This is a genomic window from Lysinibacillus sp. NPDC056232, assembly GCF_042267565.1.
In the GTDB taxonomy this organism is placed as follows: Bacteria; Bacillota; Bacilli; order Bacillales_A; family Planococcaceae; genus Lysinibacillus.
The window spans coordinates 22,039-47,073 of the sequence record NZ_JBHJTF010000031.1; the positions used below are offsets into that span (position 1 = coordinate 22,039).

Here is a 25,035-nt window from a genome sequence, read left to right on the forward strand (position 1 = left end):
AGAGAGAAGGAAGGTAGGGACGTGGTATTACTAGGGGCATTAATTAATGCTCTGCTTATTATGGCAGGTGCATTAGTAGGACGCATTTTTAAAAATATACCTGAATCGATGAAGTCTACTGTATTATCAATTATCGGTTTAGCAGTTGCACTTTTAGGCATTAAAATGGGCTTTGAAAGTGATAATTTTATTATTTTAATGATAAGTTTAGTGATCGGTACAGTAATTGGTGAGTGGTTAGATTTAGATAAGCAAATGAATAGACTTGGACAATGGGTAGAATCTTTATTCAGCAAAAATCGTACTGATAACAATCAAATTAGCATAGCAGAAGGTTTTGTAACGGCTTCTTTAATATTTGTAGTTGGCTCTATGGGCGTCATTGGTGCGCTCGATAGTGGTTTGCGTAATGATCATAATGTACTGATTACGAAAGGATTAATCGATGGATTTATTTCGATAATATTAGCATCTACATTAGGTATTGGTGTGCTATTATCTGCATTCCCTGTATTCGTCTATCAAGGATTAATTGCACTTTTTGCAGGTATTATTAGCTCCTTTATACCAGATGCAGCACTACAAATGTTTATTCATGAAATGACTGCTGTAGGCGGTGTTATGATTTTTGCCATTGGTTTAAATATAGCAGGCTTAACTAAGATCAAGGCTGCTAACTTGTTGCCAAGTCTCATCGTTGTCGGTATTGCGGTTGCTATCTTCTATATGTTTCAGTGAATAACGATGTGCAGCAAGTAATAACGCTCTTGAAAGCTTTTCAGCCATTGCATAGGAAATATGAAGTCTTGTATTTTGTAAAACAAGCATTTCCATAAAGCCTCCAACATTGACTATTCCTTTAATGGAAATATCACCGATTGGAGGTAATTGTTTTTTTACAGCTTTTCCCGGAAAAATAGGTCCGTTCTGTACAGAAATATGTCCAACATTTTGTTCACTTCCAAGACATGCATCAATCGCAATAATGAAAGGTTTTATAGTATGATTGTGTAGCTGTTGCATAGTAGTGTCTAAATTAAGAGCATGCAAAGGATTGTCTAAAGAGCCAACAATTTCATGTGGAAAACTAACTGACTTTTTTAGGAAGCTACCTGTTAACGGCCCAAGTGTATCACCTGTACAACGGTCACTTCCAATACAACAGAAAATAAGGCGTTCATGATGAAATGGTATATGTTCTAAAAATAATGTACTTAATTGCCAAACGATATTTTTACTTTCATGATGAAGAGAATAAGGGAGTAACAATTTTGGTATAGTATTCATAAAAAAACTCGCTTTCCTTTTTATTTGTAAGAAGTGCTCGATTTTTATGCAGTATACGCAAATTTTTAGCAAGTTATTCAAGAGGTGGTAATAATGGATTGGTTTAGTGAAAAGGTATTAAGTAACTTATGGGATAAGTTGATATCAGAGGAGCTTTGGATAAATATCACAGAAGCTTCAATTAAGATTACGGTTATTTTGATCGCATCGTGGTTAGCTGTTCGATTAGGTAAAAAGTTTATTAAAAAAGTGTTTTTAATGCGAATGAGTTCACCTTTAAACCACTCAGAACGCCGGCAAAAAACAATTTCAAAATTATTACAAAGTATTATCTCCTATGCCGTTTATTTTTCAGCAATCATGGCTATTCTTCCTATCTTACACATTCAGATAGCAGGTTTATTGGCGGGAGCGGGGATTCTCGGTTTAGCAATCGGTTTCGGTGCGCAGAGCTTAGTGAAGGATGTCATTACTGGATTCTTTATTATTTTTGAAGATCAATTTGGCGTTGGCGATTATATAAAAATAAATGCAGCTGAAGGAACTGTTATAGAAATCGGTTTACGTACGACGAAGATTAATGGTTCTACAGGAGAGCAGTTTATTATTCCGAATGGTTCAATTGGTGATGTTGTCAATTACTCTGTCAACAACTCTAAAATTCATATAGATTTACAAATGACGACCGATGCCGATTTTGAAAGAGCTGAATCTATTATTAAAAAGTATTTAAATACTTTACCTGACATTCATAAGGAACTTGTAGCAGTACCTGTCTTTTTAGGTGTCCAAAATGTTAAGGGTACAGAAGTAACGATTCGTATAGTCGCAGAAACATTGCCACAACAACAATACGGGGTGGCTCGTACTATTCGTCGTGATGTTACAAAACTCTTTGAAGAAAATAATATACCAATGGCTCATCAAAAAATGATGTTCTACGGTGTGAATGGAAAAGATGAGGGGGATGGTGAATAATATGGAACCGAAGAAATTTGGTCTAAATGATATTGTTGAAATGAAAAAGCAGCACCCATGTGGCACAAATGAGTGGAAGATTATTCGTATGGGGGCGGATGTGCGTATTAAATGTGAAGGCTGTCAGCATAGCGTCATGATTCCACGCCGCGAATTTGAGAAAAAAATGAAAAAGGTTTTAATTTCCGCTAGTGAAGACTAGTTTGTATCTTCAATCAGTAGGTGTTCGGACACCTATTGATTGAAGACACAGCCTCCGGACGTAATTACGCTAAGGCGAAATTGATGTGTATTAGACTTTTTATGAGTGAATCAATATAATAGATAAGGTTATACAGTGATTCATCAGTGAGGACTTCTGTAACCTCACAGTATCCGTTAGTACGGGAAATAAGAACAAATTTGAACAGATCATAGAAAGGTTGTGTCCATTCATGGCATTAACAGCTGGAATCGTTGGTTTACCTAACGTCGGAAAATCAACATTATTTAACGCAATTACAAAAGCGGGCGCATTGGCTGCAAACTATCCATTCGCAACAATTGATCCGAACGTCGGTATTGTTGAAGTACCAGATGCACGTTTAGATAAATTAACAGAATTAGTAACACCTAAAAAAACAGTACCAACGGCATTTGAGTTCACAGATATTGCTGGGATCGTAAAAGGCGCTTCAAAGGGTGAAGGGTTAGGGAACAAATTCCTTGCTCATATTCGTGAAGTAGATGCAATTTGCCAAGTTGTACGTTGCTTTGTTGATGAAAATATTACGCACGTATCAGGTGCAGTTGATCCGATTGACGATATTGAGGTCATTAATTTAGAGCTTGCACTTGCTGATTTAGAATCTGTTGATAAGCGATTACAACGTGTTAGCAAAATGGCAAAGCAAAAAGATAAAGAAGCAATGATTGAAGAGCCAATTCTTGTGAAAGTTAAAGAGCAATTAGAAAACGGTCGACCAGCACGTGCTACAGAACTTTCAGAAGACGAGCTAAAGGTTATTAAAGGACTTCATCTTTTAACAATTAAACCTATGCTTTATGTGGCAAACGTTTCAGAAGATGAAGTAGCTGAAGCAGATAATAACGAGTATGTACAAAAGGTACGTGAGTATGCAGCTGCTGAAGGAGCCCAAGTTATCACAATTTGTGCAAAAATCGAGGAAGAAATTTCTGAGCTTGATGATGAAGAGAAAGCAATGTTCTTAGAAGAACTAGGCATTAAAGAATCTGGTTTAGACCAATTAATCCGTACTTCATATGATTTACTAGGACTAGCAACATATTTCACTGCTGGGGTACAAGAGGTACGTGCATGGACGTTCCGTAAAGGTATGAAGGCACCACAATGTGCAGGAGTCATTCATACAGACTTTGAACGTGGATTTATTCGTGCAGAAACAGTTGCTTTCGATGATTTAGTAGAAGCTGGTTCTCAACCTGCTGCTAAAGAAGCTGGTAAAGTACGTCTTGAAGGTAAAGAGTATGTTGTACAAGACGGCGATATTATGTTATTCCGTTTCAATGTGTAAAAAACGAACAGGGGCAATCTTTCAATAGATTGCCTTTTTTGTACATATATTTATCTGAATTTTCAATCCTTGAGGAGGTTAGTATGGAGATATTACAAATAAAAGAACGTGGTTTAGAAATTGAACAGCTAGGAAGATTACCAGAAGATATACTAGAGCTTATTTATGAGCATCAATTGTTTAAGCTATTCACTGTAAAGGAATTAGGCGGTAAAGATTTAGATCTACTAGAGGGCATTAAAGTATTCCAGCAAATGTCTGCACTTGATGGCAACTTTGGCTGGCTTGTCACAATAGGGACAGGTGGTAATGCGTTTATTCCAACATTGAACAAAGAGGTTTGTGAAAAAATATTTTCACCAAGAAATGCAGTCATAGCAGGTAGTGGCTATCCTACGGGTACAGCAGTAAAAATAGATGATGATTATAGAGTAACAGGTCAATGGAAGTATTGTAGTGGAGCAGATTATGCTACAACTTTTACGATGAATTGCTTTGTCGAGAATGAGGGCATTAGAACAGATGAAATAATTAGTTGCTCAATAAATAGTGATCATGTAGAGGTTCTTGATGATTGGCGAGCAATGGGCTTAAAAGCGACAGCTAGTCATACGATTCGTGTGCAAAATGTTTGGGTACCACAAGAGGAAACATTCCAATTAGGCACAATTAAAAACAAGTATGGAAGTGCGGTACATAGTTTTCCGTTTGGTGCATTTGCAGAAGCCTCTTTTATAAGCGTTTGTCTTGGGATAACAGAAAATTTCTTAGAAGAGGCGTCTATTTTAGTAAAGCAAAGAAAGCATGACCCAAGCGGTACTGAACGTATGGGCGCAATACAATTTCTATTGATGCAGCAACAGAAGAACTTTAGACAGCTTGAAGAGAAATTTTACTCAAAGTTGAATGAATACTGGCAAAAACATAAAGAAGGTCATGAGTTGACTGAAGAAGAGCTACAACAATTTTCACGAATAAATAAAGATACTGCAGCGGCTTGTATAGACATTGCCAATAGCTTAATACGTAGGCTTGGTATGGATGCAATTACGGAGACATCTTCAATTAATCGTATTTGGAGAAATTTATATACAGCTGCACAGCATGGTTTTTTAACGTTGTGAATTTGTGTAAAAAACAGAATCTTCTTGGAGATAAGCAGATTCTGTTTGTAACGTGACTCTCAGCAAAGTTATTTCTTTTCCTCGGGCAAATTTACATAAAGCTTAGGTAAATGAGGATCATCCTGTATTAATGCATTTTTTGGGTATTTACGTAATTCTTTATACATGGAAAAATCACCGACTGCTCCAGCGATTAAAAAAGCACCCACTAATACTAAAACAGTACTGTTAAAGTAGAAACCAGTAATTGTCGGGAGAACACCAGTTGTCCAAAATGGAAGTAATAAAGCTTTTTTCATTGCATGATTCGGTAAAGGTTGTTCAGTTGTTGCGTACGCTATGCCAAGCTCTAAATTCAGGCCATATTTTAATGATTTAAAGGGTACGCCTCCAAAGACCATAAAGCCAATTAAATGAAAGGCTTCATGTAAGACAATGAAAACAATATACAGAATAACGAAAAGGATAGATCCAATCATCATATTCCAAAATGAAAAATCAAAATCTTTAAAGCAAATATATTGAATAGCTACAAACAATATGACGAGACCACTTGTGACAACAATATTGTCCATCATTAGTTTTTTTATATCCAACTCTATTACGATAGGTTCTTTATCGGGTTGCATGAAGATCCTCCGTTCATTCATGAATTAAGTTCATTATATAGAAAGAATTGTTTGATTGCGACTTGAAAGACATGTATCTATATGTTACAATTCATTGATGTGAGTAATAATTATTACTTGCTCCTTGCTCCCTTTTATAGGAGAGCCTAAGTCCATAAGGAGGTGTAAACAGATGAGAAAATACGAATTAATGTACATCGTACGTCCGAACATTGAAGACGAAGCGAAGAAAGCTTTAGTTGAACGTTTCAACGAAATCTTAACTTCTAACGGTGCAGAAGTCATCGAATCAAAAGAGTGGGGCAAACGCCGCTTAGCTTATGAAATTCAAGACTTCCGCGAAGGTTTCTACCAAATCGTGAAAGTAAACGCTACTTCAGAAGCAATTAACGAATACACACGTCTTGCTAACATTAGCGAAGATATCATTCGTCACATTGCGGTTCGCCAAGAAGCATAATTATTTAACAAAATGCTGAAAAAAGGAGGTTGCATTTCTGATGATAAACCGTGTCGTATTAGTTGGAAGACTAACAAAAGATCCTGAGCTACGCTATACGCCTAATGGTGTTGCGTCTACAAGATTTACAGTTGCTGTAAATCGAACATTCTCAAACCAACAAGGTGACCGCGAAGCTGATTTCATTAGCTGTGTTGCTTGGCGCAAACAGGCCGAAAACCTAGCGAACTTCATGCGAAAAGGAAGTTTAATTGGAGTGGAAGGTCGCATTCAAACAGGCAGTTACGAAGGACAAGATGGTAAGCGAGTATACACAACAGATGTAGTGGCCGATAGCGTACAGTTTTTAGAACCTCGTAATGGTGGTGGTGCTCCTGCATCTCCTCAATACGGTGGTGGACAGACTTACGGTAATAACCAACCGTCATATGGCGGTGGTCAACCACAACAACAGTTTGGTGGTGCTATGCCAGGGCAGGGTTCATTTGGCGGCGATGCTTATCAGCAAAATCAACCACCTGTGAATCAGCCGAATTATACACGTGTAGATGAGGATCCATTTGCTAATAGCAAAGGACCGATAGAAGTATCTGAGGATGACTTACCGTTCTAATACTTCTAAAATAAAAAATGATAAGGAGGAGACACACTATGGCACCACGTCGCGGAGGCCGCAAACGCCGTAAAGTTTGCTACTTCACTTCAAACAATATTACGCACATCGACTACAAAGATGTAGATTTATTAAAAAAATTCATCTCTGAGCGCGGTAAAATTTTACCACGTCGCGTAACTGGCACAAGTGCAAAGTACCAACGTAAATTAACTTCAGCTATCAAAGTATCTCGTATCATGGGATTACTTCCATTCGTAGCAGAAGATAAATAAGATATAAATAAAGGCACAACAAGGTTTAATCGCTTTGATTGTGCTTTTTTTATTTGTGAAAATGGAGTTGCCAATCTTGTTTAGCATGTGAATAATCATATAGGGTAGAGAAATCAACTCCCACGCTATGGCGATGAGCTTAGTTGATCTCAGTAATTGCTCTATATATTACCATTTGCTATTATCATAAGAATTTATTACACTCTTAGTAGACATGAATAAAGAAAAGATGAAATTTTAGAGATTGAGAAACAATCGACTAAGTACCATTTTTTAAAACAAAACGGCTTATAATCATTTCGATTAAAAGCCTTTTTTCATGTATTAGTAACTGTCGTAAGTTGCTTTTTTTATTGTTGAAAAAATTTGAGAAACACATATATATAATCAATGAATGAATTTGTTATGCCTTTTCGGTAAAAAATCTCCTATATAGCTATGTATTTTATGCTTTAGTCATTGGTTCTACAAAATTAATGACAAAGCATACAGTTGTTCTTAGCGTTTTTTGTTCAATAACCTGAAAAAATGGTACAATAAAGGTCAGTAAGTTTGACTAAAAAAAGGAAGGTTTTCAATGCCGAATAATCAAACAAAGGCGCTTGTACAAGGCTCAATGATGGTCGCAATCTTTACGATTCTAATGCTTATTTCTGCATATGTACCATTCATTTTTATAGTAGGTCTACTATTTGCCCCACTACCGATTGCTTGGTATAGCGCAAATTACAAGCGTTCTTCATCAATACTCGTAGCAGTAGTAGGATGTATCTTAACCACTTTAACGAGTGGCATAACTATGTTACCATTTGCCTTTATTTTGGCATTAGTTGGTATCGTTATAGGAAGCGCAATAAATCAAAAGAAGAGCAAACTTTACCTATTCATGTCGTCTGGGGTTGCTGTTCTTCTGTCAATGGCAATTGTCTATGTAGCCTATGTTCAATTTGCTGGTATCAATATCATTGCCATGAGCACAGATCTTTTACGCGAAAATTATGAGCAATCAAATGAACTTACAAAAACTGTGACGGGTCAAGTAATGTTTCAGCAAGAACAAATTGACGCTATGTTAAAAACAATTGAGCTGACAATACCTGCAACAGTAACAATCTCTGCATTTATGGCAGCATTTATTATCATAGCGGTAAATTTACCTGTATTAAAACGTCTTGGTTTAGACGTACCAAAATTTGCACCGTTCCAAAATATGCGTCTACCACGATCTATTTTATGGTATTACATGATTGTTTTATGCATTAATTTATTTATGCGTCCAGAATTTGGATCTACATTAGAGATTATTGTTTTAAATGTTTCTTCTATCTTATGGATGTTATTAATCCTGCAGGGGATTTCCTTTATACATTACTTTATTTCTAAGAAGGAAATGCCCAATGTTGTCAAATGGATAGCAACGTTGATAGCCTTGCCACTATCATCCATTATAATATTGCTAGGCATCGTAGATTTAGGTTTCGACTTACGTTCACTTGTGAAGGGGAAAACTAAAGAATAAGGGGCTGATGTAATGGGGACTTTTAGAAAACGACCAATTCGCTATCCGCTTTTTGTTCTTTCCATTTTTGGCATTGTGACGTTCGTGCTTCTATGTATTTGGAATATCGGGATAGGTATCGGTTACGGAGTAGGTTTTGTTCTATTAATGGCCTATACGTGGAAGGTAGAAAAGATTACCTTTGAGGAAACAGAAAAGCATATTGAATCCATCTCTTTTCGCATGAAAAAAGTTGGGGAAGAGGCATTGCTTGAAATGCCAATTGGGATTTTGCTTGTCAATGATCAATATGAAATAGAATGGTCGAATCCATATATGCAAGGTGTTTTAAATATGGAGAATTTAGTAGGTGAAGGAATCGTTAATATATCTGACGACATTTACGTGCTAATGAAGAGCGAAGAGACAAACGAAGATACGATTACGCTCCGTGATCGTAAGTACCGAGTTTATTATAAAAAAGAAGAGAATTTACTATATTTCTTTGATATCACTGAGCAGATAGCTATTGAAAAACAATACTATGCTGATAGTACAGTGATTGCGATTTTATTTGTTGATAATTATGACGAAATTACACAAGCAATGGACGACCAGCCACGTAGTATAACGAATACGATGGTGACATCAATTGTTAATGATTGGGCGGCTGAGCAAGGGATATTTGTGAAACGAATTTCATCCGATCGTTTTTTAGCTGTATTAAACGAATCTATTTTAGTGGAGCTTGAAAAGAAAAAATTTGCTATTTTAGATACAATTCGAGAAAAAACAGCGCAAAAAAATACGTCATTAACATTAAGTATTGGCGTTGGCGCAGGATCATCTTCATTAATAGAGCTTGGTGAACTAGCACAATCAAGTTTAGATCTTGTTTTAGGCCGTGGTGGTGATCAGGTTGCCATCAAGCAACCTACAGGAAAGCTAAAATTTTATGGCGGGAAAACTAACCCGGTTGAGAAACGAACACGCGTGAGAGCACGTGTAATTTCCCATGCACTACGTGATTTAATTCAGGATAGTGATCAAGTGTTTGTTATGGGACATAAAAACCCTGATATGGACTCTATTGGTGCCTCTGTTGGTGTACGTAAAATGGCACAAATGAATGATGTGAAGGGCTATGTGATCGTAAATTTTGAAGAATTAAACGGAAGTGTAACACGTTTAATGAATGAAATAGAGAGTAAATCGGATTTCTATGAGAATTTCCTAACGCCAGATGAAGCTGCGGCAAGAATGACAGAAAAATCATTGCTCGTAATTGTCGATACACATAAACCTAATTTAGTCATCGATGCACACCTATTGAAGCTGGCTGAAAAAGTTGTGGTCATTGATCATCATCGTCGAAGTGAAGATTTTATAGAAAATCCAACGCTTGTTTATATGGAGCCATATGCATCATCAACAGCAGAGCTTATAACAGAGTTACTTGAGTATCAACCAAAACGTGCAAAGATTAATATGTTAGAGGCTACGGCATTGCTGGCGGGAATTATTGTCGATACGAAGAGTTTTACATTGCGTACAGGAGCCCGTACGTTCGAAGCGGCTTCTTATTTACGGACAAATGGTGCGGATACAGTGCTAGTACAGCGATTATTAAAAGAAGACGTCGATACGTATATCGAGCGTTCTAAAATAGTGCAAACAGTTAAGTTCGTGAAGCCGGGTATTGCAATTGCTGTAGGTGAGGAAGCGAAAGTGTATGATTCTGTACTAATTGCGCAAACAGCAGACATTTTACTAACAATGAAGGATGTTGGTGCTTCCTTTGTCATTGCGCATCGTTCAGATGGCAAAATCGGCATAAGTGCAAGATCACTTGGCGAAGTAAACGTACAGCTTGTTATGGAGAAGCTAGGCGGCGGCGGGCATTTAACGAATGCAGCTTGCCAAGTCGAATCAAATTCCATTGCTGGAGTAAAAAAATATTTAGAAGAGGCCATAAATGAGGTACTCGAAGGGAGTTCTGAATCATGAAAGTAGTATTTTTAAAAGATGTTAAAGGAAAAGGGAAAAAAGGGGAAATAAAAAATGTAGCAGACGGCTATGCACAAAACTTCTTAATTAAAAATGGTTATGCTGCTGAAGCAAATGCACAAGCATTAAGTCAATTAGAAGGTCAAAAGAATTTAGAAGCTAAAAATGCTGCTGCCGAATTAGCTGAAGCGGAAGCATTAAAAGAAAAATTAGAAGCTTTAACGGTAGAACTAAAAGCAAAATCAGGTGAAGGTGGTCGCCTATTTGGTTCAGTATCTTCAAAGCAAGTTGCCGATGCACTTCAAAAAAAGCATGGCATAAAAATTGATAAACGTAAAATGACTTTAAGTGATGGAATTCGTGCGCTAGGCTTTACAAATGTACCTGTAAAACTACACCACGAAGTATCTGCTACTTTAAAAGTTCATGTAACGGAAGAATAAGGGGCGACAATCCATGAACGAACCGATGATGGATCGCGTTCCACCGCATAACCGGGAAGCGGAGCAATCGGTTATCGGTGCGATTTTCCTCGATCCTCAATCGTTAATCACTGCATCTGAAATTTTACTAGCAGATGATTTTTATCATAATGCACATAAGCAAATTTTCGAAACGATGCTACGTTTAAGTGATCAAGGGAAAGCGATAGATGTTGTCACAGTTACTGAAGAATTATCAGCTAAAAAAGAAATTGAGGATGTTGGCGGGCTATCGTATTTACTAGAGCTCGCCAATGCTGTCCCTACAGCTGCTAACGTCGCACACTATGCGAAAATTGTCGAAGAAAAGGCCCTATTACGTCGTTTAATTCGTGTAGCTACTAAAATAGTAGAAGATGGCTATACTCGTGAAGATGAGGTAGAGGCATTACTTGGTGAAGCAGAGAAGAAAATGATGGAGGTAGCCAGTCGTAAAAATGCGGGTGACTTTAAGCATGTTAAAGACGTATTGGTGGAAACCTTTGATAACATTGAGAAGCTTCAGTCACAAAAAGGTGATGTTACAGGTATTCCGACAGGCTTCCGTGACTTAGACAATATAACAGCTGGCTTCCAGCGTAACGATTTAATTATTGTTGCGGCACGTCCATCTGTAGGGAAAACAGCCTTTGCATTGAATGTCGCACAAAGTGTTGCCGTTCAAGCGCGGGAAAATGTTGCGATCTTCTCCTTAGAGATGGGTGCTGAGCAGCTAGTTATGCGTATGCTTTGTGCAGAGGGAAATATAGATGCACAAGTTTTACGTACTGGTGCTTTAACAACAGAAGATTGGGGTAAACTAACTATGGCAATGGGGAGTTTATCAAATTCAGGAATTTTTATTGACGATACACCGGGTGTACGTATCAATGAAATTCGCGCAAAATGTCGACGTTTAGCACAAGAGCATGGCCTCGGTATGATTTTGATTGACTATTTACAACTTATTCAAGGTAGTGGTAAAGCAGGGGAGAACCGTCAGCAAGAGGTATCTGAGATTTCACGTTCTTTAAAACATTTAGCGCGTGAATTAAAGGTTCCAGTCATTGCATTATCACAGCTATCTCGTGGCGTTGAGCAACGTCAAGATAAACGACCAATGATGAGTGACTTACGTGAATCGGGAAGTATTGAGCAAGATGCTGATATTGTTGCCTTCTTATATCGTGATGATTATTACGATAAGGAGTCCGAGAGTAAAAATATGATTGAAATTATTATTGCTAAACAGCGTAATGGTCCAACGGGTACAGTTACACTTGCTTTTAAAAAAGAATTCAACAAATTCATTAATGTGGATTGGTCGCAAATGCCGCCACCACCTCCACGTGATTAAATATTAACCTTCATTCAACAGGAAAAAATTCCTTTTTTAGAGGGAACTCAACGTTGGAGATTACGCCAAGACGTAATTAATCTGAATGTTAGATAATATTCATACCATTCTGTTATTAAACACGAACGTTGAATCATATTTTTTGATTTTATGTTCGTGTTTTTAAGTATTTTTGTTGACTAGGCGTTTCTATCATTGTTACAATAATTAACGGCTTAAAAATTGAGATACAAATCGTATCTAACGGAGGTGCTGACTATGACATCAGTTGTAGTTGTAGGAACACAGTGGGGAGACGAAGGAAAAGGTAAAATTACGGATTTCCTTTCACAAAAAGCCGATGCAATCGCTCGTTTTGCAGGCGGTGATAATGCAGGACATACTATTAAATTTGATGGTGAAACTTATAAGTTACATTTAATTCCATCAGGGATTTTCTATAAAGAAAAAACTTCAGTAATCGGAAATGGTCTGGTTGTTAATCCAAAGTCATTAGTGACTGAGCTTAGAGGCTTACAAGAGCGTGGTGTGGATACAGATAATTTACGAATTTCTAACCGTGCGCATGTTATTTTGCCATATCATATAAAGCAAGATATCGCTGATGAGGAAAGCCGTGGTGATAATAAAATTGGTACGACTTGTAAAGGGATTGGACCATGTTATCAGGATAAAGTAGCACGTATCGGTATCCGTATGGCTGATTTACTAGACAAAGATGTATTTGAAGAAAAGCTACGTCAAAATTTAGCAATTAAGAATAAATTATTTGAGAAATTTTACGAAGTTGAAGGTGTAACATTCGAAGAAATTTTCGAGGAATATTACAACTATGGACAAGAAATCGCAAAATATGTAACAGACTCATCGAAAATCTTAAATGATGTACTAGATGAAGGCGGCAAAGTGTTATTTGAAGGAGCACAAGGTATTTTACTTGATGTCGATCAAGGTACGTACCCATTTGTAACATCTTCAAATCCTGTTGCCGGCGGAGTAGCAATCGGTGCTGGTGTTGGTCCATCACGAGTTACAAGTGTTATTGGTGTATCGAAAGCCTATACATCTCGCGTTGGTGATGGTCCGTTCCCAACTGAACTATTTGATGAAGTGGGTCAACAAATTCGTGAAGTTGGTCGTGAATACGGTACAACAACTGGCCGTCCACGTCGTGTAGGCTGGTTTGATACGGTAGTTGTACGCCATTCACGTCGAGTAAGTGGTATTACGCATCTTGCGCTTAATTCAATTGATGTTTTATCTGGCTTAGAAACAGTGAAAATTTGTACTGCGTATAAATATAAAGATGAAACAATTACTGAGTATCCAGCAAATCTTCATATTATTGAACAATGTGAACCAATTTATGAAGAGCTTCCAGGCTGGTCGGAAGATGTTACAGGCTGCAAAACATTAGAAGAGCTACCTGAGAATGCACGACGCTATGTAGAACGCGTGAGTGAATTAACTGGTATTGAAATTGCTACTTTCTCTGTTGGTCCTGCACGTGAACAAACGAACGTTTTAGTGGACGTTTGGGAAGCATAATTAATTTTAAATAACAAAAGGGCGTACCATATGTGGTACGTCCTTTTTTATAGCTAATCTTTTTGCGTTGGCTGAATTTGAGGCAAGAGATGACTTATTACCAGTTAATGGAGTATATTTTATATATTCAAAAGTGAACGTTTTGGCTACTACTATAATCAAAGAAAATAGACGTATAACAGTGACGCTATTTTTCAATTGGTATAGCTACACACAAATGTTACTGCCGAATCGCTTATGCAAGAAATAAATCTGTTGCTTCGTTACACTTCGCACAAAAGATATCTGGTATGAACGTTATATTTTCGTATATTATCACTATAAAATAGAGTAATATGCTTGAAGATACATGCTAGTGAATTGGTTGATTGGAGTGGAGACTGAGCGACTCCTCGGGGATCAGCGTCACAGATGAGACCCTGGAGCGAGCAAATAGGGGAACGAAGGCTAAAACCATCACGTCCTGTGATAACGCCTTCGTGACCAACATCGTGTTGGCCCAAGCGGCTCATCGGACGCCCCCAGGAAGCTTTGCTCTGTGCGAAAGCGAAGCGGCAGCAACAAATGTTTTATCTGTGCGAAAGCGAAGCGACAGCAACAACAAAGCGCTCAGTCGGAACGGAAATCGACCCCTCGTTTTGCCGAAGAGCCATACTTAATTTTATTGGTGAAATAGTATTTCAACAACCATAAAAGGACGTACCATATACGGTACGCCCTTTTTGTCATTAATGAATATCTCTCTTCTTGAAGCGACCACCTTTAACTTCTGCAATATTACCAATTGCTAGGAATGCATGATCATCAATTTCAGCAACGATTGATTTAAGCTTCGATTCTTCTAATCGAGTAATGATGGTAAAAATAACTTTTTTATCGTTACCCGTATAAGCCCCCTCACCGTGAAGGAAGGTTACACCTCGACCAAGTCGGTCCATAATGGTCTGCCCAATTTCATCAATTTCATCACTAATGATATAAACAGATTTAGATTCCTCCATTCCTTGAATGACGATGTCAATCATTTTATAGGCAATATAGTATGCCAGGATAGAGTACATGGCTTGTTCCCATGTGAACACAAATCCCGCTACCGTAAAGATGAGTAAATTGAAGAACATAATAATTTCACCAACGGAGAACGGTGTTTTTCTATTAAATAAAATAGCTAAAATTTCTGTTCCATCTAACGAACCACCGTAACGAATGACGATGCCGACACCAATACCTAAAATCATGCCTCCAAAAACTGTGGCCAATAGCGTATCCTGAGTAAACGGGTTTAGATTATGTAAGAAAAGTGTTGTTAATGAGAGTACTGTAATTCCGAGTCCTGATGAAAGTGCGAAAGTTTTACCAATTTGTTTATAGCCTAAAAAGATAAAAGGTAGGTTTAAAATGAAGATGAAAATACCAAGAGGTAAATTTAATAAATGAGAAGTGATAATGGAAACGCCTACGATTCCACCATCCATAATGTTGTTTGGTACTAAAAATAGCTCCAGTCCCAGTGCCATAATGACTGCACCTAATGACACCATAATGGTCCTAAGTATAAGTTTACGAACAATCTTCTTACTTTGGGGCTTTTTTACTTTAGGGGTTATTCCAGAGGTTTGTGAATCATTCAAATTAATCGCTCCAATCTAGTATATCTCTTTTTTATTTTATCGGAATATTAAAAAAGTAAAAAGCAATAAGTCTAAAATCATACTAAAAACAAATGAAATACTACGTTTTTCTCCAACATTACAAATTTATTGAAAGAATTTAACCAATTGCTTTGGAGTGGATGTTGAGTGGATCCACAGCAGACATCCTCTGAAAATACCCGACTGGAGCAAAAATCCACGTCTAAAATTATTTTATTAATAGCTACAAAAATAGGAATTATGTAACAATTAGTAGAGAAATAATACATTTCCATTACAAAAAGATGAAAACAATCTTATCGTATTTACTTTATGGTACAGTATATTAGTGCAAAAATCATTGTGGGTAATTAATACTATAATAGGTTAAAATTAGGATTGGCTTTGTTGTTGAGTTCGTCTTGGTCAAGAAAAGAAAAAAACAGTAGATTCGCTTTTACGGACACCTATCTTCAATTAAAGTGACAGTAGGACAAGAAGTAGGAAAAGGTCTGTTATAGGTATTATGGGCTCTACTGGAAATTCAGCAGGTACACATCTACACTTTGAAGTTAAAAAATGGTTCGTTAAAAAATCCATTAACATATGTAGGGCGTTAATCAGTTCGAATAGAAGACAGTCCAAAATAGGGCTGTCTTTTTGTATACGCTGTATATAAATCTATATTATTTCCCAAGAAATATTTGTCGAAATATAGTTCGAGACAATATCGTAAAATGTCTTAGGATTTAGAATAATGCATAGAAGCTAAAAGCATGGTAGAGTTAGAGTAGTGACTTTAACTAATTTCAGCAAGTGTTTTGGTAGCGAAAGCAAAGCGTCAGCTACAAATGTTTTATGTAACGAAAGTGAAACGGCAGTTACAAGTGTTTTGGTAGCGAAAGCGAAGCGTCAGTTACAAAAGTCTCCCACCTCTAAAGGTAGGGAGTTGAATGCGAATTGAAGTTATTTTTCAGTGGGTGTCTGCTGAAATAAAGGAACTCAGTCTAAGAACGCCACGTCCTGTGGCAATTTATCTGTGCGAAAGCGTAGCGACAGCAATACACGACTGAGTGACCAACATCACGTTGGCCCAAAACCTCCGGCGGATGTCACGGATTCGGAAAGGAGTGCTTAAAGGATGTTAGCCTAAAATCATCGCATCCATGCGATAACGGCTAACTGACTTGCATCGGTAAAAACGCCACGTCCTGTGGCATTACCGACATGACCGACATCGTGTCGGCCCTCGTGCAGGCCTAAGCACAAAGCCGAATCCGGACGCAATTATGCCGAGGCATAATTGATAAATACAAATCGTTTAAAAATAGATAAAAAGCGAAAGGGAGAGAAAATATGGACAAAACCATTTTAGTTGTTGACGATGAAAAACCAATCGCAGATATTTTACAGTTTAATTTAATAAAAGAGGGTTACAAAGTTATTTGTGCTTATGATGGAGATGAAGCACTAGAGAAGGTTGAGGAAGAGCAGCCTGATTTAATGCTTTTAGATATAATGTTACCTAAACGTGATGGGATGGAAGTTTGTAGAGAAGTACGAAAAAAATATGATTTTCCTATCATTATGCTAACGGCAAAAGGTTCTGAGATTGATAAAGTATTAGGATTAGAAATGGGCGCAGATGATTATGTGACGAAGCCATTTAGTACACGAGAGCTTATTGCGCGTGTAAAGGCAAATATGCGTCGCTTACAGGTAGTAGCTCCTACTGCTGAAGAGGTCGAGGAAGAATCAAATGAAATTGTAGTTGGCTCTCTTGTTATTCAGCCAGACGCTTACTTAGTATTGAAACGTGATGAGGCAATTGAACTAACGCATAGGGAGTTTGAATTATTACATTACCTAGGTAAGCATATCGGTCAAGTAATGACGCGTGAACATTTACTGCAAACTGTGTGGGGTTATGACTATTTCGGCGATGTACGAACAGTAGATGTAACAATTCGTCGTTTACGGGAAAAAATAGAGGACAATCCTAGTCATCCGGCTTGGATCGTCACACGTCGTGGTGTAGGTTATTATTTACGAAATCCTGAACAGGAGTAAAAAGGAATGCAGAAAGTTAGCTTCTTTAAATCAATTCATGTCAAGCTAGTACTAATTTACATTTTACTAATCCTACTTGCTTTGCAAATAATAGGAATCTATTTTGCGCGTGAATTAGAGCAAAATTTAAAAGAAAACTTCCGAGAATCCATTTTTCAACGTGTCGATTTGATGCAATATAGCATTCGTGAAGAAATGTTAAAAGAGCGCGATGAAAGTAGTATGCCATCTCTTGAAGAGAGCTTGAAAACGATTGTTATGGAGTTTTCTACGGGGTTGAAGGAAGTTTCTGATGGAGATATTTTAGGAATCCGTGTCATCGATAATAGACAGCGTATTCGCGCCACATCTGAGGTAGACAATCAAAGTTTGATTGGACAGCGCTCGAATAATGATCTCGTGCGCCGTGCAATCTCTGCGGAAACTTTATTTGAAAACATTAAACTTGATAATAAAACAAGAAATCGAGTGTGGGTGTTAGCTTCGCCAATTCGAGATGGTGCAGGTCCTGATGATGAAATCATAGGGGTACTCTACATTGAAGCTAATATTGAATCTGTTTTTGAACAAGTGAATGAAATTAACCGTATTTTCCTTGGGGGTACGGCTGTGTCCTTGGTGATTACTATCTTTTTAGGAATTTTAGTGGCACGAACAATTACACAGCCAATTTCAGATATGCGTAAGCAGGCACAGGCGATGGCAAAGGGTAACTATTCTCGAAAAGTGCGGGTTTATGGTACAGATGAGATAGGGCAACTTGCGATAACCTTTAATCATTTAACGAATCGCTTGCAGGAGGCACAATCTACTACGGAGGCAGAGCGGCGAAAGCTCGATTCGGTCCTTAGTAATATGACGGATGGTGTTATTGCGACAGATCGAAAAGGGCGCATCATTCTTATTAATGATCCTGCGCTAGAACTGCTGCATATTTCAAGAGATATTACATTAGGTCGTCCAATTGCATCTGTTTTAGGTATTGACCAAGAGTATAGTTTTGAGGATTTAATTCATATGAATGATGCGGTGAATTTAAATTTCAGTACGGCAGACGCACCGTATATTTTACGTGCTAATTTCTCGGTTATTCAAAAAGAAACAGGCTTTATTAATGGGCTCATTACTGTACTGCATGATATTACGGAGCAGGAAAAAATAGAGATGGATCGTAGAGAATTTGTATCGAATGTGTCACATGAATTACGGACACCATTAACGACGATGCGTAGTTATTTAGAAGCGTTAGCTGATGGTGCATGGAAAGATGAAAATATTGCTCCAACATTTTTGAATGTTACACAAACAGAGACAGAGCGTATGATTCGTTTAGTGAATGACTTATTGCAGTTATCACGAATGGATAGTTCAGATTATGAGTTGAATAAAGACATTGTTCTATTCAATTCATTCTTTAACCGTATTATCGATCGTTTTGAAATGTCTAAGTCAGACAAAGTGAGATTTGAACGTTTATTACCAGAAGCCTCTTATTATGTAGAGATTGATACGGATAAGGTGACACAGGTTATCGATAATATCATTTCCAATGCTATTAAGTATTCACCAGATGGAGGCAATATTCGCTTTGGCTTTACAGTGCAAGGAGACATGCTAAAGGTTATGATTTCTGATGATGGTATGGGAATTCCTAAGGAAAATGTTGGACGTATTTTTGACCGTTTCTACCGAGTAGATCGAGCTCGAGCACGATCTATGGGAGGTACTGGCCTAGGTCTAGCTATTGCCAGGGAAATGATTGAAGCTCATGATGGTAAAATATGGGCCGAAAGTGAGGAAGGACATGGAACAACGGTGTTCTTCACATTACTACTTAATTTAGATGATTTCGACGAGGCAGGTGAGTGGGAATGAAATATATAGAACCAGTTAAATCCGTTGTATTATTCCTACTCGTTGTGCTAAGTGTGGTTTTAACTTTTATGATTTGGACATACACGCCAGATTATAAATATATTGAACAGACTGAAGGAAAAGAAATCCTGATTGGTCCACAAAAAAAAATGGCGGATGTCATTCGTCCATATAAAGCTATTTACCGTTTTGATAAGGAATTTACCGGAACAGTTTCTAATGGCGTCATGGAAGATATTATGCAAACATTTGAGGGGTGGAATATTCTAGATTTAATGCCTGTAAACAATAATCTTACGGCCGACTCTGTAAACGAGATGATTCGTACTAATAATTGTATGACTGTCTTTTTTACTGGTGAGATTCCTTACTCTGCCTTTAACTCAATTTTTCAGTTCGCCGATAAGGAGTTACCTGAAACAACCTTTAATCGTATGATTATAGATTGGAGTAAGTATAGTAACAAAGAGTTACAGGTGTTTTTCATTAGTGGCAATAATGAATCATTGATGCGTTCGCATGTAAGTCTAGAAAATGCTAATCAGTTTGTACGAAATATTATTGAGCCAGCGAAAACATATGGTACTTTTACAGAGGTGGAGCGAGATGGCTTTACCTCACTATATATTGCAAACGATAAAATTGAATCAGCAAAGTATACGTATTTTATCGAAGAGAAACCTGAATTGTTTAAAAATGTAGTATTTACAAATCTAAAAAGTGTCCGGCGCACTGATGAAAGTACAACTACTGAAAGATATCAAGATGGAATGTCACGGATGGTGCTTGATTCAAAATTGAAATCATTGACCTATGTATATCCTGCTGCAGAAAGTAGTATAAGAATAGCACCTTCCAAGCTCTTGACGGATAGTTTTGAATTTATCAATGAACATGGAGGCTTTACAGATGATTATCGCTATGTATCAACAAGTACAAGCAATAACCAATTAGATTATCAGCTATATTTACATGGATTACCGATTTATAGTGAACAGACTATAAATCGAATTTCAACCGTTTGGGGAGATAATCGTATTTTCGTCTACAAACGTCCATACTTTTCTTTTGAGAAAGATATTCCATCCGAAAGAGAGATGAAAGAACTTCCGTCAGGATCGGAAATTGTTGAACAGATTAAAAAGCTAAATAACATTACTTTATCAGATATAGATGACATTGTTGTGGGTTTCTATTTGACTCCTGATCAAAGCACAATAGTGACATTAGAGCCGTGCTGGTTTGTAATTCGTAACGGTGTATCCACGAAACTGACGCCTGAAATAGTAGGGGGTGTCAAAAATGGATTGGAATAGAACAAAATCTATTTTTATATTCGTTTTTTTAATCTTAAATATCTTCTTGTATTGGCTGTATTTAGATCGTTATAATGAAGCGCAGAGCGTAGAAATACTAGGTGAAAAAACAATAGAAGCCCGTTTAAAAGATGATAATATTACGTATGGACCACTGCCTAATAGTAACGAGACTGCTACTTACATTACAGGCGAAGTGCATATTTTTAAAAATACTGCTCCTGATGATAATCAGAAAGTGAGTTTCACGGACGAGACACATACAAAAATAAGTGCTGTTTTTGTCAATCCTGTGAAATTACGAAATATTGATGATGATGCAAGTTTTATCGATTTTGTCCACACAAACGTTAAAAATGGAGATTCTTATGCATTATGGAAGGTAGACCGTGAGGAACGAGTCGCAGTCTTCTTCCAGAAGAAAAATAATCGAATGTTCTATTACAATGATAGTGCCGTATTAAAAGTACACTGGAATATGGATAACGAAGTGATAATGTATGAGCAGACAATGATTGATAATATTGAAGAAATGGAGCAACAGGAAACTGTCATTCCACCACTTCAAATTTTCCAAACACTTTATAATAAAGGGCTATTAAAGTCAGAATCAAGTATTAAGCAAGTGAAGTTAGGTTACTCGACATTTAGTAATTTAACGCAAACGCAAGTGTTGATACCAACATGGGAAGTACAAGTGGAATTATCGGACGGAGAAATAGAAGAGCACTTCGTTGATGCTATTGATGGGAAAATTATCGAAATCCAAGGAGACAAGCAAAAAGGCGAAGAGGAAGACTGGGGAGTTGAATAATGCGATTTAGTGTTTTAGCAAGTGGCAGTACAGGAAATTCGATTTATGTAGAGAATGAAGATCACGCATTTATTGTCGATGCTGGTCTCAGTGGCAAAAAGATGGAGCAACTATTTACAAAAATCGACCGCAATATGAAACAACTAAGTGGCATTTTCGTTACGCATGAGCATAGTGATCATATTAAGGGAATAGGTGTATTGGCACGGAAATATAATGTACCTATTTATGCAAACAACAAAACATGGCAGGCGATGGACGGGCTAGTTGGTGAAATACCTTTAGAGCAACGTTTTGAATTTGACATGGATACTGTAAAGCATTTTGGTTCATTAGCCGTTGAATCCTTTGCCGTATCACATGATGCAGCAGATCCAATGTTCTATAGTTTTCATGAAAACGGGCGTAAGCTTGTTGTTATTACGGATACAGGCTATGTTAGCGACCGTATGAAGGGTATCATTCGAGGTGCTGATTCCTTTGTATTTGAAAGTAACCACGATGTGAATATGCTGCAAATGGGGCGCTATCCATGGTCTATCAAACGTCGTATTTTAAGTGATGTAGGGCACGTTTCAAATGAGGATGCAGCTATAGCAATGAGTGAGGTAGTATTTGAAAAACCAACGAATATTTATTTATCACATTTAAGTAAAGATAATAATATGAAAGAGCTTGCGCGCATGAGTGTCACACAAACTTTGCAATCCTGCGGCATTATTGCCGGAGAGTATTTAAATTTACTTGATACAGATGCAGAAGAGCCGACGAAATTAGTAACTGTTTAACTTCTTTCAATAAATGTTTTTGGCTTAGCGAGAGTTAATAATTTCGACATTATACAATAAAAAAATGAAGCTTTAATGGGGCTGTTCAATCACATTTTATAGAAAATGTGATTGAACAGCCATTTTTATGTCCATTTTATTTATTTTTCATCTGATTTTAATGTTTGAATTGTAATATTAGAGTAACAACTAACAAATACTGATAAGGGAAAGGATGAGGAGAATGAGCTATTTTCAAGATGATGATAAAAACAATGATCTATTAAAAAATGATGAAATACAGAAGTCACCTCTTCAGGAGCGACTCGATCAAGAGGAGCGAGAAATGCAAGAGAAGCGTCATAAAAAGAAAGGCGGTGGCGGAGGTAAGGGTGGTTATTTTTTCACTGGTCTTATTGGTGTCATCATAGGTGCTTTACTCGTTTGGCTCATGATGCCTGGACTTGTCAATCAAATGCCAGGTACAACGACAAGTAGCACAGGTAATGGTAATAAAAATGAAACGACCATTAATCAAGTTGCAACAGAAGTGACAACTGATGTTACGAAAGCAGTAGATAAGGCTTCAGATGCTGTTGTAGGGATCACAAATATTCAAGAAGTATCAAGTGGCGGATTCTGGAGTTCGCAATCTTCAACAGAACAGGCTGCAGGAAGCGGTTCAGGTGTTATTTACAAAGTTCAAGGTGATAAAGCCTTTATCGTGACAAATAACCATGTTATTGAAGGTGCAAAGCAGTTAGAAGTAACAATGCCAGATGGTACGAAAGAAGTAGCACAATTAGTTGGCCACGATGTTTGGACAGACTTAGCAGTCATTTCAATCAGCTCTAAAGATGTTAAGACAGTAGCGACATTTGGTAACTCAGATGTATTAAAACAAGGTGAAACAGTAATTGCGATTGGTAACCCACTCGGCTTAGAATTCTATGGTTCTGTTACTACAGGTGTTGTTTCTGGTAAGGATCGTTCTGTACCAGTTGACATAAACAATGATGGCACTATAGATTGGCAGCAAGAAGTATTACAAACAGACGCAGCTATCAATCCTGGTAATAGTGGTGGTGCACTTGTAAACATTGCTGGTGAATTAGTCGGCATTAACTCCATGAAAATTGCGGAATCTTCTGTTGAAGGTTTAGGTTTCTCAATTCCGATTAACTCAGCAATTCCAATTATCGAGGAGTTAGAGAAAAATGGTGAAATGAAACGTCCAACAATGGGTATTTCATTAGCAAACTTAACAGATGTTCCGTCATTCACCCAACAGCAAACGTTAAAATTACCAAGAGACATAACAACAGGTGTTGTTATCACAGAAGTTGTGGCGAACTCTCCAGCTTCAAAAGCAGGCGTTCAACAATACGATGTTATTGTTGAAATGGATGGCCAAAAAATCGAAACAGCAATCGATTTACGTAAACATCTATATAACGACAAAAAAATTGGTGATAAATTAACGATGAAAGTATACCGCCAAGGTAAATTAGTGGACCTCTCACTAACATTAACAAATAGCGATTCATTGTAAATTAAAAATCAGTGGGGATTATATGATCTCCACTGATTTTTTTGTGGAATCAAAAAATATTATTTATCATCAAAAGTTAGAGCTAATATTTGTTAGAATATATGCCATTTTTATAAGTTGATTGTAGTGGAGGCTGGGTGACTCCTTGGGGCTCATCGGACGCCCTAGCCGGAACGGAGATCAACCGGACATTATAGTGATGAGCCAAAAAATATTCGGAGGCATCGACTGAATTATTAAGAATGATTTAGAAAATATTGTGGATAACTAGAAAATTGTGAATAATAACATTAACACAGCGAGTGGCGGTAGGAAGCCTGTTCTTCCATACTTGCCTGTCCTTTGTTACAATAGATTGTGGATAACATAGACCGAATTGTGAATAAGTTTGTGGAAATTTCGGAAAATAAGAAGAGGTGCAAAAATGGAAAAATACAGTTGTAAAAACCATATAGAACACGCTTTAGACATGTTTGTGGCAGAGCAAAAAGAGTTCCCGATTATGGATAAAGTCGAAGAGGATAAAAAGTTATCCACAAAATGTAGCTACTGTGAACTACCTGCAGAATATCTTGTATCAAGTAAATAACTTTACACAAGATATAGGAATCAATTGTGGATATGTTGATAACTTTTGTGGATAATTTGTTTGTAAATGAAATGTAAAGGTGGATAACGTGTGAATATAACGATTGTATCAGTCGGAAAACTAAAAGAAAAGTACTTAAAAATGGGCATAGACGAATACGTAAAACGTCTCGGTGGCTACGCAAAAATGGATCTAATCGAAGTGCCAGATGAAAAAGCACCCGAACAGCTAAGCGAAGCAGAAATGGAAATCGTCAAGAAAAAAGAGGGTGAACGTATTCTATCTAAAATCGGTCCAGATACATACGTTATCGCCTTAGCTATTAACGGCAAAATGAAAACCTCAGAACAAATGGCGGCAGATCTTGAATCCCTTATGACCTACGGCAAAAGCAAAATCGCGTTCGTCATCGGCGGATCCCTTGGTTTACACGAGGACGTGTTGAAACGGGCTGATGAACTACAATCCTTTGGAAAGATGACATTACCACATCAACTAATGAAGCTTGTTTTGGTGGAGCAGATTTATAGAAGTTTTAGGATTATGAAGGGTGAACCGTATCATAAGTAAGTGCAGTTTTAAACAATTTATTGGAAATATGCTTTCCGATAAATTGTTTTTTTTATATACTGTGGTTAGCAAAATTTTA

General features: G+C 37.3%; 27 protein-coding genes and 1 pseudogene. 24 read left to right on the top strand and 4 right to left on the bottom strand.

What is annotated here, in order from left to right; translation table 11 throughout:
* The first annotated feature begins 21 nt into the window (after positions 1–21).
* Positions 22–738: a DUF554 domain-containing protein gene (locus ACFCYJ_RS19795; protein ID WP_376076088.1), complete on the top strand. Its 717-nt coding sequence runs from the start codon at positions 22–24 to the stop codon at positions 736–738.
* Here ACFCYJ_RS19795 and yyaC read toward each other — a convergent pair.
* Entirely contained in the window at positions 655–1,287 is a 633-nt protein-coding gene (yyaC, locus tag ACFCYJ_RS19800) for a spore protease YyaC (protein ID WP_376076089.1), read from the bottom strand. The genes ACFCYJ_RS19795 and yyaC overlap by 84 nt on opposite strands.
* A 93-nt stretch (positions 1,288–1,380) precedes the next feature.
* Between yyaC and ACFCYJ_RS19805 the strand changes: the two genes are divergently transcribed.
* The 4 genes from ACFCYJ_RS19805 to ACFCYJ_RS19820 all read left to right on the top strand — a co-directional run bounded on the left by ACFCYJ_RS19805 (position 1,381) and on the right by ACFCYJ_RS19820 (position 4,924).
* Positions 1,381–2,265 (top strand): mechanosensitive ion channel family protein, encoded by an 885-nt coding sequence (locus ACFCYJ_RS19805; protein WP_376076091.1) that lies wholly within the window; start codon positions 1,381–1,383, stop codon positions 2,263–2,265.
* 1 nt (position 2,266) lies between these two features.
* Entirely contained in the window at positions 2,267–2,467 is a 201-nt protein-coding gene (locus tag ACFCYJ_RS19810; RefSeq protein ID WP_376076094.1) for a DUF951 domain-containing protein, read from the top strand.
* 232 nt (positions 2,468–2,699) lie between these two features.
* The gene (gene ychF, locus ACFCYJ_RS19815; RefSeq protein WP_376076095.1) at positions 2,700–3,800 is read left to right on the top strand and encodes a redox-regulated ATPase YchF; all 1,101 of its coding nucleotides are present in this window, start codon (positions 2,700–2,702) and stop codon (positions 3,798–3,800) included.
* A gap of 83 nt (positions 3,801–3,883) precedes the next feature.
* Entirely contained in the window at positions 3,884–4,924 is a 1,041-nt protein-coding gene (locus tag ACFCYJ_RS19820) for an acyl-CoA dehydrogenase family protein (protein WP_376076096.1), read from the top strand.
* 68 nt (positions 4,925–4,992) lie between these two features.
* Here ACFCYJ_RS19820 and ACFCYJ_RS19825 read toward each other — a convergent pair whose 3' ends face one another.
* Entirely contained in the window at positions 4,993–5,553 is a 561-nt protein-coding gene (locus ACFCYJ_RS19825) for a DUF3267 domain-containing protein (protein ID WP_376076099.1), read from the bottom strand.
* A gap of 172 nt (positions 5,554–5,725) precedes the next feature.
* Here ACFCYJ_RS19825 and rpsF point away from each other — a divergent pair, with 172 nt between their 5' ends.
* The 8 genes from rpsF to ACFCYJ_RS19865 all read left to right on the top strand — a co-directional run bounded on the left by rpsF (position 5,726) and on the right by ACFCYJ_RS19865 (position 13,772).
* Positions 5,726–6,013 carry a 30S ribosomal protein S6 gene (rpsF, locus tag ACFCYJ_RS19830; protein WP_053482932.1) on the top strand — a complete coding sequence of 96 codons (288 nt, stop codon included), beginning with the start codon at positions 5,726–5,728 and terminating at the stop codon, positions 6,011–6,013.
* Between the two features lie 40 nt (positions 6,014–6,053).
* Positions 6,054–6,626: a single-stranded DNA-binding protein gene (gene ssb / locus ACFCYJ_RS19835; protein ID WP_079563368.1), complete on the top strand. Its 573-nt coding sequence runs from the start codon at positions 6,054–6,056 to the stop codon at positions 6,624–6,626.
* A gap of 38 nt (positions 6,627–6,664) precedes the next feature.
* Positions 6,665–6,901 carry a 30S ribosomal protein S18 gene (rpsR, locus tag ACFCYJ_RS19840; protein WP_004233359.1) on the top strand — a complete coding sequence of 79 codons (237 nt, stop codon included), beginning with the start codon at positions 6,665–6,667 and terminating at the stop codon, positions 6,899–6,901.
* 577 nt (positions 6,902–7,478) lie between these two features.
* The gene (locus tag ACFCYJ_RS19845; RefSeq protein ID WP_376076103.1) at positions 7,479–8,420 is read left to right on the top strand and encodes a YybS family protein; all 942 of its coding nucleotides are present in this window, start codon (positions 7,479–7,481) and stop codon (positions 8,418–8,420) included.
* Between the two features lie 12 nt (positions 8,421–8,432).
* Complete coding sequence (locus ACFCYJ_RS19850; protein WP_376076105.1) at positions 8,433–10,406, top strand: DHH family phosphoesterase; 1,974 nt, start codon at positions 8,433–8,435, stop codon at positions 10,404–10,406.
* Positions 10,403–10,849, top strand: a complete 447-nt coding sequence (rplI, locus tag ACFCYJ_RS19855; protein ID WP_370043986.1) for a 50S ribosomal protein L9 — start codon at positions 10,403–10,405, stop codon at positions 10,847–10,849. Before ACFCYJ_RS19850 ends, rplI begins: the two co-directional genes overlap by 4 nt.
* A gap of 13 nt (positions 10,850–10,862) precedes the next feature.
* Positions 10,863–12,224, top strand: coding sequence for a replicative DNA helicase (gene dnaB / locus ACFCYJ_RS19860; RefSeq protein WP_376076107.1), 1,362 nt, complete (start codon positions 10,863–10,865; stop codon positions 12,222–12,224).
* A gap of 258 nt (positions 12,225–12,482) precedes the next feature.
* Positions 12,483–13,772, top strand: coding sequence for an adenylosuccinate synthase (locus ACFCYJ_RS19865; protein WP_376076109.1), 1,290 nt, complete (start codon positions 12,483–12,485; stop codon positions 13,770–13,772).
* A gap of 263 nt (positions 13,773–14,035) precedes the next feature.
* Here the strand turns inward: ACFCYJ_RS19865 and ACFCYJ_RS19870 are convergent, their stop codons facing one another.
* Positions 14,036–14,284, bottom strand: coding sequence for a hypothetical protein (locus ACFCYJ_RS19870; protein ID WP_376076111.1), 249 nt, complete (start codon positions 14,282–14,284; stop codon positions 14,036–14,038).
* A 26-nt stretch (positions 14,285–14,310) separates the two neighbouring features.
* Between ACFCYJ_RS19870 and ACFCYJ_RS19875 the strand changes: the two genes are divergently transcribed.
* Entirely contained in the window at positions 14,311–14,448 is a 138-nt protein-coding gene (locus ACFCYJ_RS19875) for a hypothetical protein (protein ID WP_376076114.1), read from the top strand.
* A gap of 52 nt (positions 14,449–14,500) precedes the next feature.
* Here ACFCYJ_RS19875 and ACFCYJ_RS19880 read toward each other — a convergent pair whose 3' ends face one another.
* Positions 14,501–15,313, bottom strand: a complete 813-nt coding sequence (locus ACFCYJ_RS19880; RefSeq protein WP_376076172.1) for a YitT family protein — start codon at positions 15,311–15,313, stop codon at positions 14,501–14,503.
* Positions 15,314–15,861: 548 nt separating this feature from the next.
* On the opposite strand from ACFCYJ_RS19880, the pseudogene ACFCYJ_RS19885 reads away from it, so the two are divergent.
* The 10 genes and pseudogenes from ACFCYJ_RS19885 to rlmH form a co-directional block, all read left to right on the top strand.
* Positions 15,862–16,023 (top strand): annotated as a pseudogene (locus ACFCYJ_RS19885) (M23 family metallopeptidase); the annotation flags it as partial.
* Positions 16,024–16,196: 173 nt separating this feature from the next.
* Entirely contained in the window at positions 16,197–16,367 is a 171-nt protein-coding gene (locus ACFCYJ_RS19890) for a hypothetical protein (RefSeq protein WP_376076116.1), read from the top strand.
* 392 nt (positions 16,368–16,759) lie between these two features.
* Positions 16,760–17,473, top strand: a complete 714-nt coding sequence (gene yycF / locus ACFCYJ_RS19895; protein WP_049662630.1) for a response regulator YycF — start codon at positions 16,760–16,762, stop codon at positions 17,471–17,473.
* Between the two features lie 6 nt (positions 17,474–17,479).
* Complete coding sequence (gene walK, locus ACFCYJ_RS19900; protein WP_376076118.1) at positions 17,480–19,348, top strand: cell wall metabolism sensor histidine kinase WalK; 1,869 nt, start codon at positions 17,480–17,482, stop codon at positions 19,346–19,348.
* Positions 19,345–20,664, top strand: coding sequence for a YycH family regulatory protein (locus ACFCYJ_RS19905; RefSeq protein WP_376076120.1), 1,320 nt, complete (start codon positions 19,345–19,347; stop codon positions 20,662–20,664). The genes walK and ACFCYJ_RS19905 overlap by 4 nt, the downstream gene beginning before the upstream one ends.
* Entirely contained in the window at positions 20,651–21,478 is an 828-nt protein-coding gene (locus ACFCYJ_RS19910; RefSeq protein ID WP_376076122.1) for a two-component system regulatory protein YycI, read from the top strand. The genes ACFCYJ_RS19905 and ACFCYJ_RS19910 overlap by 14 nt, the downstream gene beginning before the upstream one ends.
* Positions 21,478–22,266: an MBL fold metallo-hydrolase gene (locus tag ACFCYJ_RS19915; RefSeq protein ID WP_376076125.1), complete on the top strand. Its 789-nt coding sequence runs from the start codon at positions 21,478–21,480 to the stop codon at positions 22,264–22,266. Before ACFCYJ_RS19910 ends, ACFCYJ_RS19915 begins: the two co-directional genes overlap by 1 nt.
* Positions 22,267–22,489: 223 nt before the next feature.
* Positions 22,490–23,797: a S1C family serine protease gene (locus tag ACFCYJ_RS19920; RefSeq protein ID WP_376076127.1), complete on the top strand. Its 1,308-nt coding sequence runs from the start codon at positions 22,490–22,492 to the stop codon at positions 23,795–23,797.
* A gap of 424 nt (positions 23,798–24,221) precedes the next feature.
* Entirely contained in the window at positions 24,222–24,386 is a 165-nt protein-coding gene (locus ACFCYJ_RS19925; RefSeq protein WP_376076129.1) for a CxxH/CxxC protein, read from the top strand.
* Positions 24,387–24,476: 90 nt separating this feature from the next.
* Complete coding sequence (gene rlmH, locus ACFCYJ_RS19930) at positions 24,477–24,956, top strand: 23S rRNA (pseudouridine(1915)-N(3))-methyltransferase RlmH (RefSeq protein ID WP_376076132.1); 480 nt, start codon at positions 24,477–24,479, stop codon at positions 24,954–24,956.
* Positions 24,957–25,035: the final 79 nt, after the last annotated feature.

Excerpts from the sequence above, each read along its gene's own strand:
- rpsR (WP_004233359.1), top strand. The coding sequence starts at position 6,665 with ATGGCACCACGTCGCGGAGGCCGCAAACGCCGTAAAGTTTGCTACTTC.
- ACFCYJ_RS19850 (WP_376076105.1), top strand. The coding sequence starts at position 8,433 with ATGGGGACTTTTAGAAAACGACCAATTCGCTATCCGCTTTTTGTTCTT.
- ACFCYJ_RS19805 (WP_376076091.1), top strand. The coding sequence starts at position 1,381 with ATGGATTGGTTTAGTGAAAAGGTATTAAGTAACTTATGGGATAAGTTG.
- ACFCYJ_RS19810 (WP_376076094.1), top strand. The coding sequence starts at position 2,267 with ATGGAACCGAAGAAATTTGGTCTAAATGATATTGTTGAAATGAAAAAG.
- ACFCYJ_RS19905 (WP_376076120.1), top strand. The coding sequence starts at position 19,345 with ATGAAATATATAGAACCAGTTAAATCCGTTGTATTATTCCTACTCGTT.
- ACFCYJ_RS19925 (WP_376076129.1), top strand. The coding sequence starts at position 24,222 with ATGGAAAAATACAGTTGTAAAAACCATATAGAACACGCTTTAGACATG.
- ACFCYJ_RS19920 (WP_376076127.1), top strand. The coding sequence starts at position 22,490 with ATGAGCTATTTTCAAGATGATGATAAAAACAATGATCTATTAAAAAAT.
- ACFCYJ_RS19825 (WP_376076099.1), bottom strand. The coding sequence starts at position 5,553 with ATGCAACCCGATAAAGAACCTATCGTAATAGAGTTGGATATAAAAAAA.
- ychF (WP_376076095.1), top strand. The coding sequence starts at position 2,700 with ATGGCATTAACAGCTGGAATCGTTGGTTTACCTAACGTCGGAAAATCA.
- ACFCYJ_RS19820 (WP_376076096.1), top strand. The coding sequence starts at position 3,884 with ATGGAGATATTACAAATAAAAGAACGTGGTTTAGAAATTGAACAGCTA.
- yycF (WP_049662630.1), top strand. The coding sequence starts at position 16,760 with ATGGACAAAACCATTTTAGTTGTTGACGATGAAAAACCAATCGCAGAT.
- yyaC (WP_376076089.1), bottom strand. The coding sequence starts at position 1,287 with ATGAATACTATACCAAAATTGTTACTCCCTTATTCTCTTCATCATGAA.
- rpsF (WP_053482932.1), top strand. The coding sequence starts at position 5,726 with ATGAGAAAATACGAATTAATGTACATCGTACGTCCGAACATTGAAGAC.
- dnaB (WP_376076107.1), top strand. The coding sequence starts at position 10,863 with ATGAACGAACCGATGATGGATCGCGTTCCACCGCATAACCGGGAAGCG.
- ACFCYJ_RS19845 (WP_376076103.1), top strand. The coding sequence starts at position 7,479 with ATGCCGAATAATCAAACAAAGGCGCTTGTACAAGGCTCAATGATGGTC.
- rplI (WP_370043986.1), top strand. The coding sequence starts at position 10,403 with ATGAAAGTAGTATTTTTAAAAGATGTTAAAGGAAAAGGGAAAAAAGGG.
- ssb (WP_079563368.1), top strand. The coding sequence starts at position 6,054 with ATGATAAACCGTGTCGTATTAGTTGGAAGACTAACAAAAGATCCTGAG.
- ACFCYJ_RS19880 (WP_376076172.1), bottom strand. The coding sequence starts at position 15,313 with ATGGTGTCATTAGGTGCAGTCATTATGGCACTGGGACTGGAGCTATTT.
- ACFCYJ_RS19910 (WP_376076122.1), top strand. The coding sequence starts at position 20,651 with ATGGATTGGAATAGAACAAAATCTATTTTTATATTCGTTTTTTTAATC.
- ACFCYJ_RS19915 (WP_376076125.1), top strand. The coding sequence starts at position 21,478 with ATGCGATTTAGTGTTTTAGCAAGTGGCAGTACAGGAAATTCGATTTAT.
- ACFCYJ_RS19865 (WP_376076109.1), top strand. The coding sequence starts at position 12,483 with ATGACATCAGTTGTAGTTGTAGGAACACAGTGGGGAGACGAAGGAAAA.
- walK (WP_376076118.1), top strand. The coding sequence starts at position 17,480 with ATGCAGAAAGTTAGCTTCTTTAAATCAATTCATGTCAAGCTAGTACTA.
- ACFCYJ_RS19870 (WP_376076111.1), bottom strand. The coding sequence starts at position 14,284 with ATGAGCCGCTTGGGCCAACACGATGTTGGTCACGAAGGCGTTATCACA.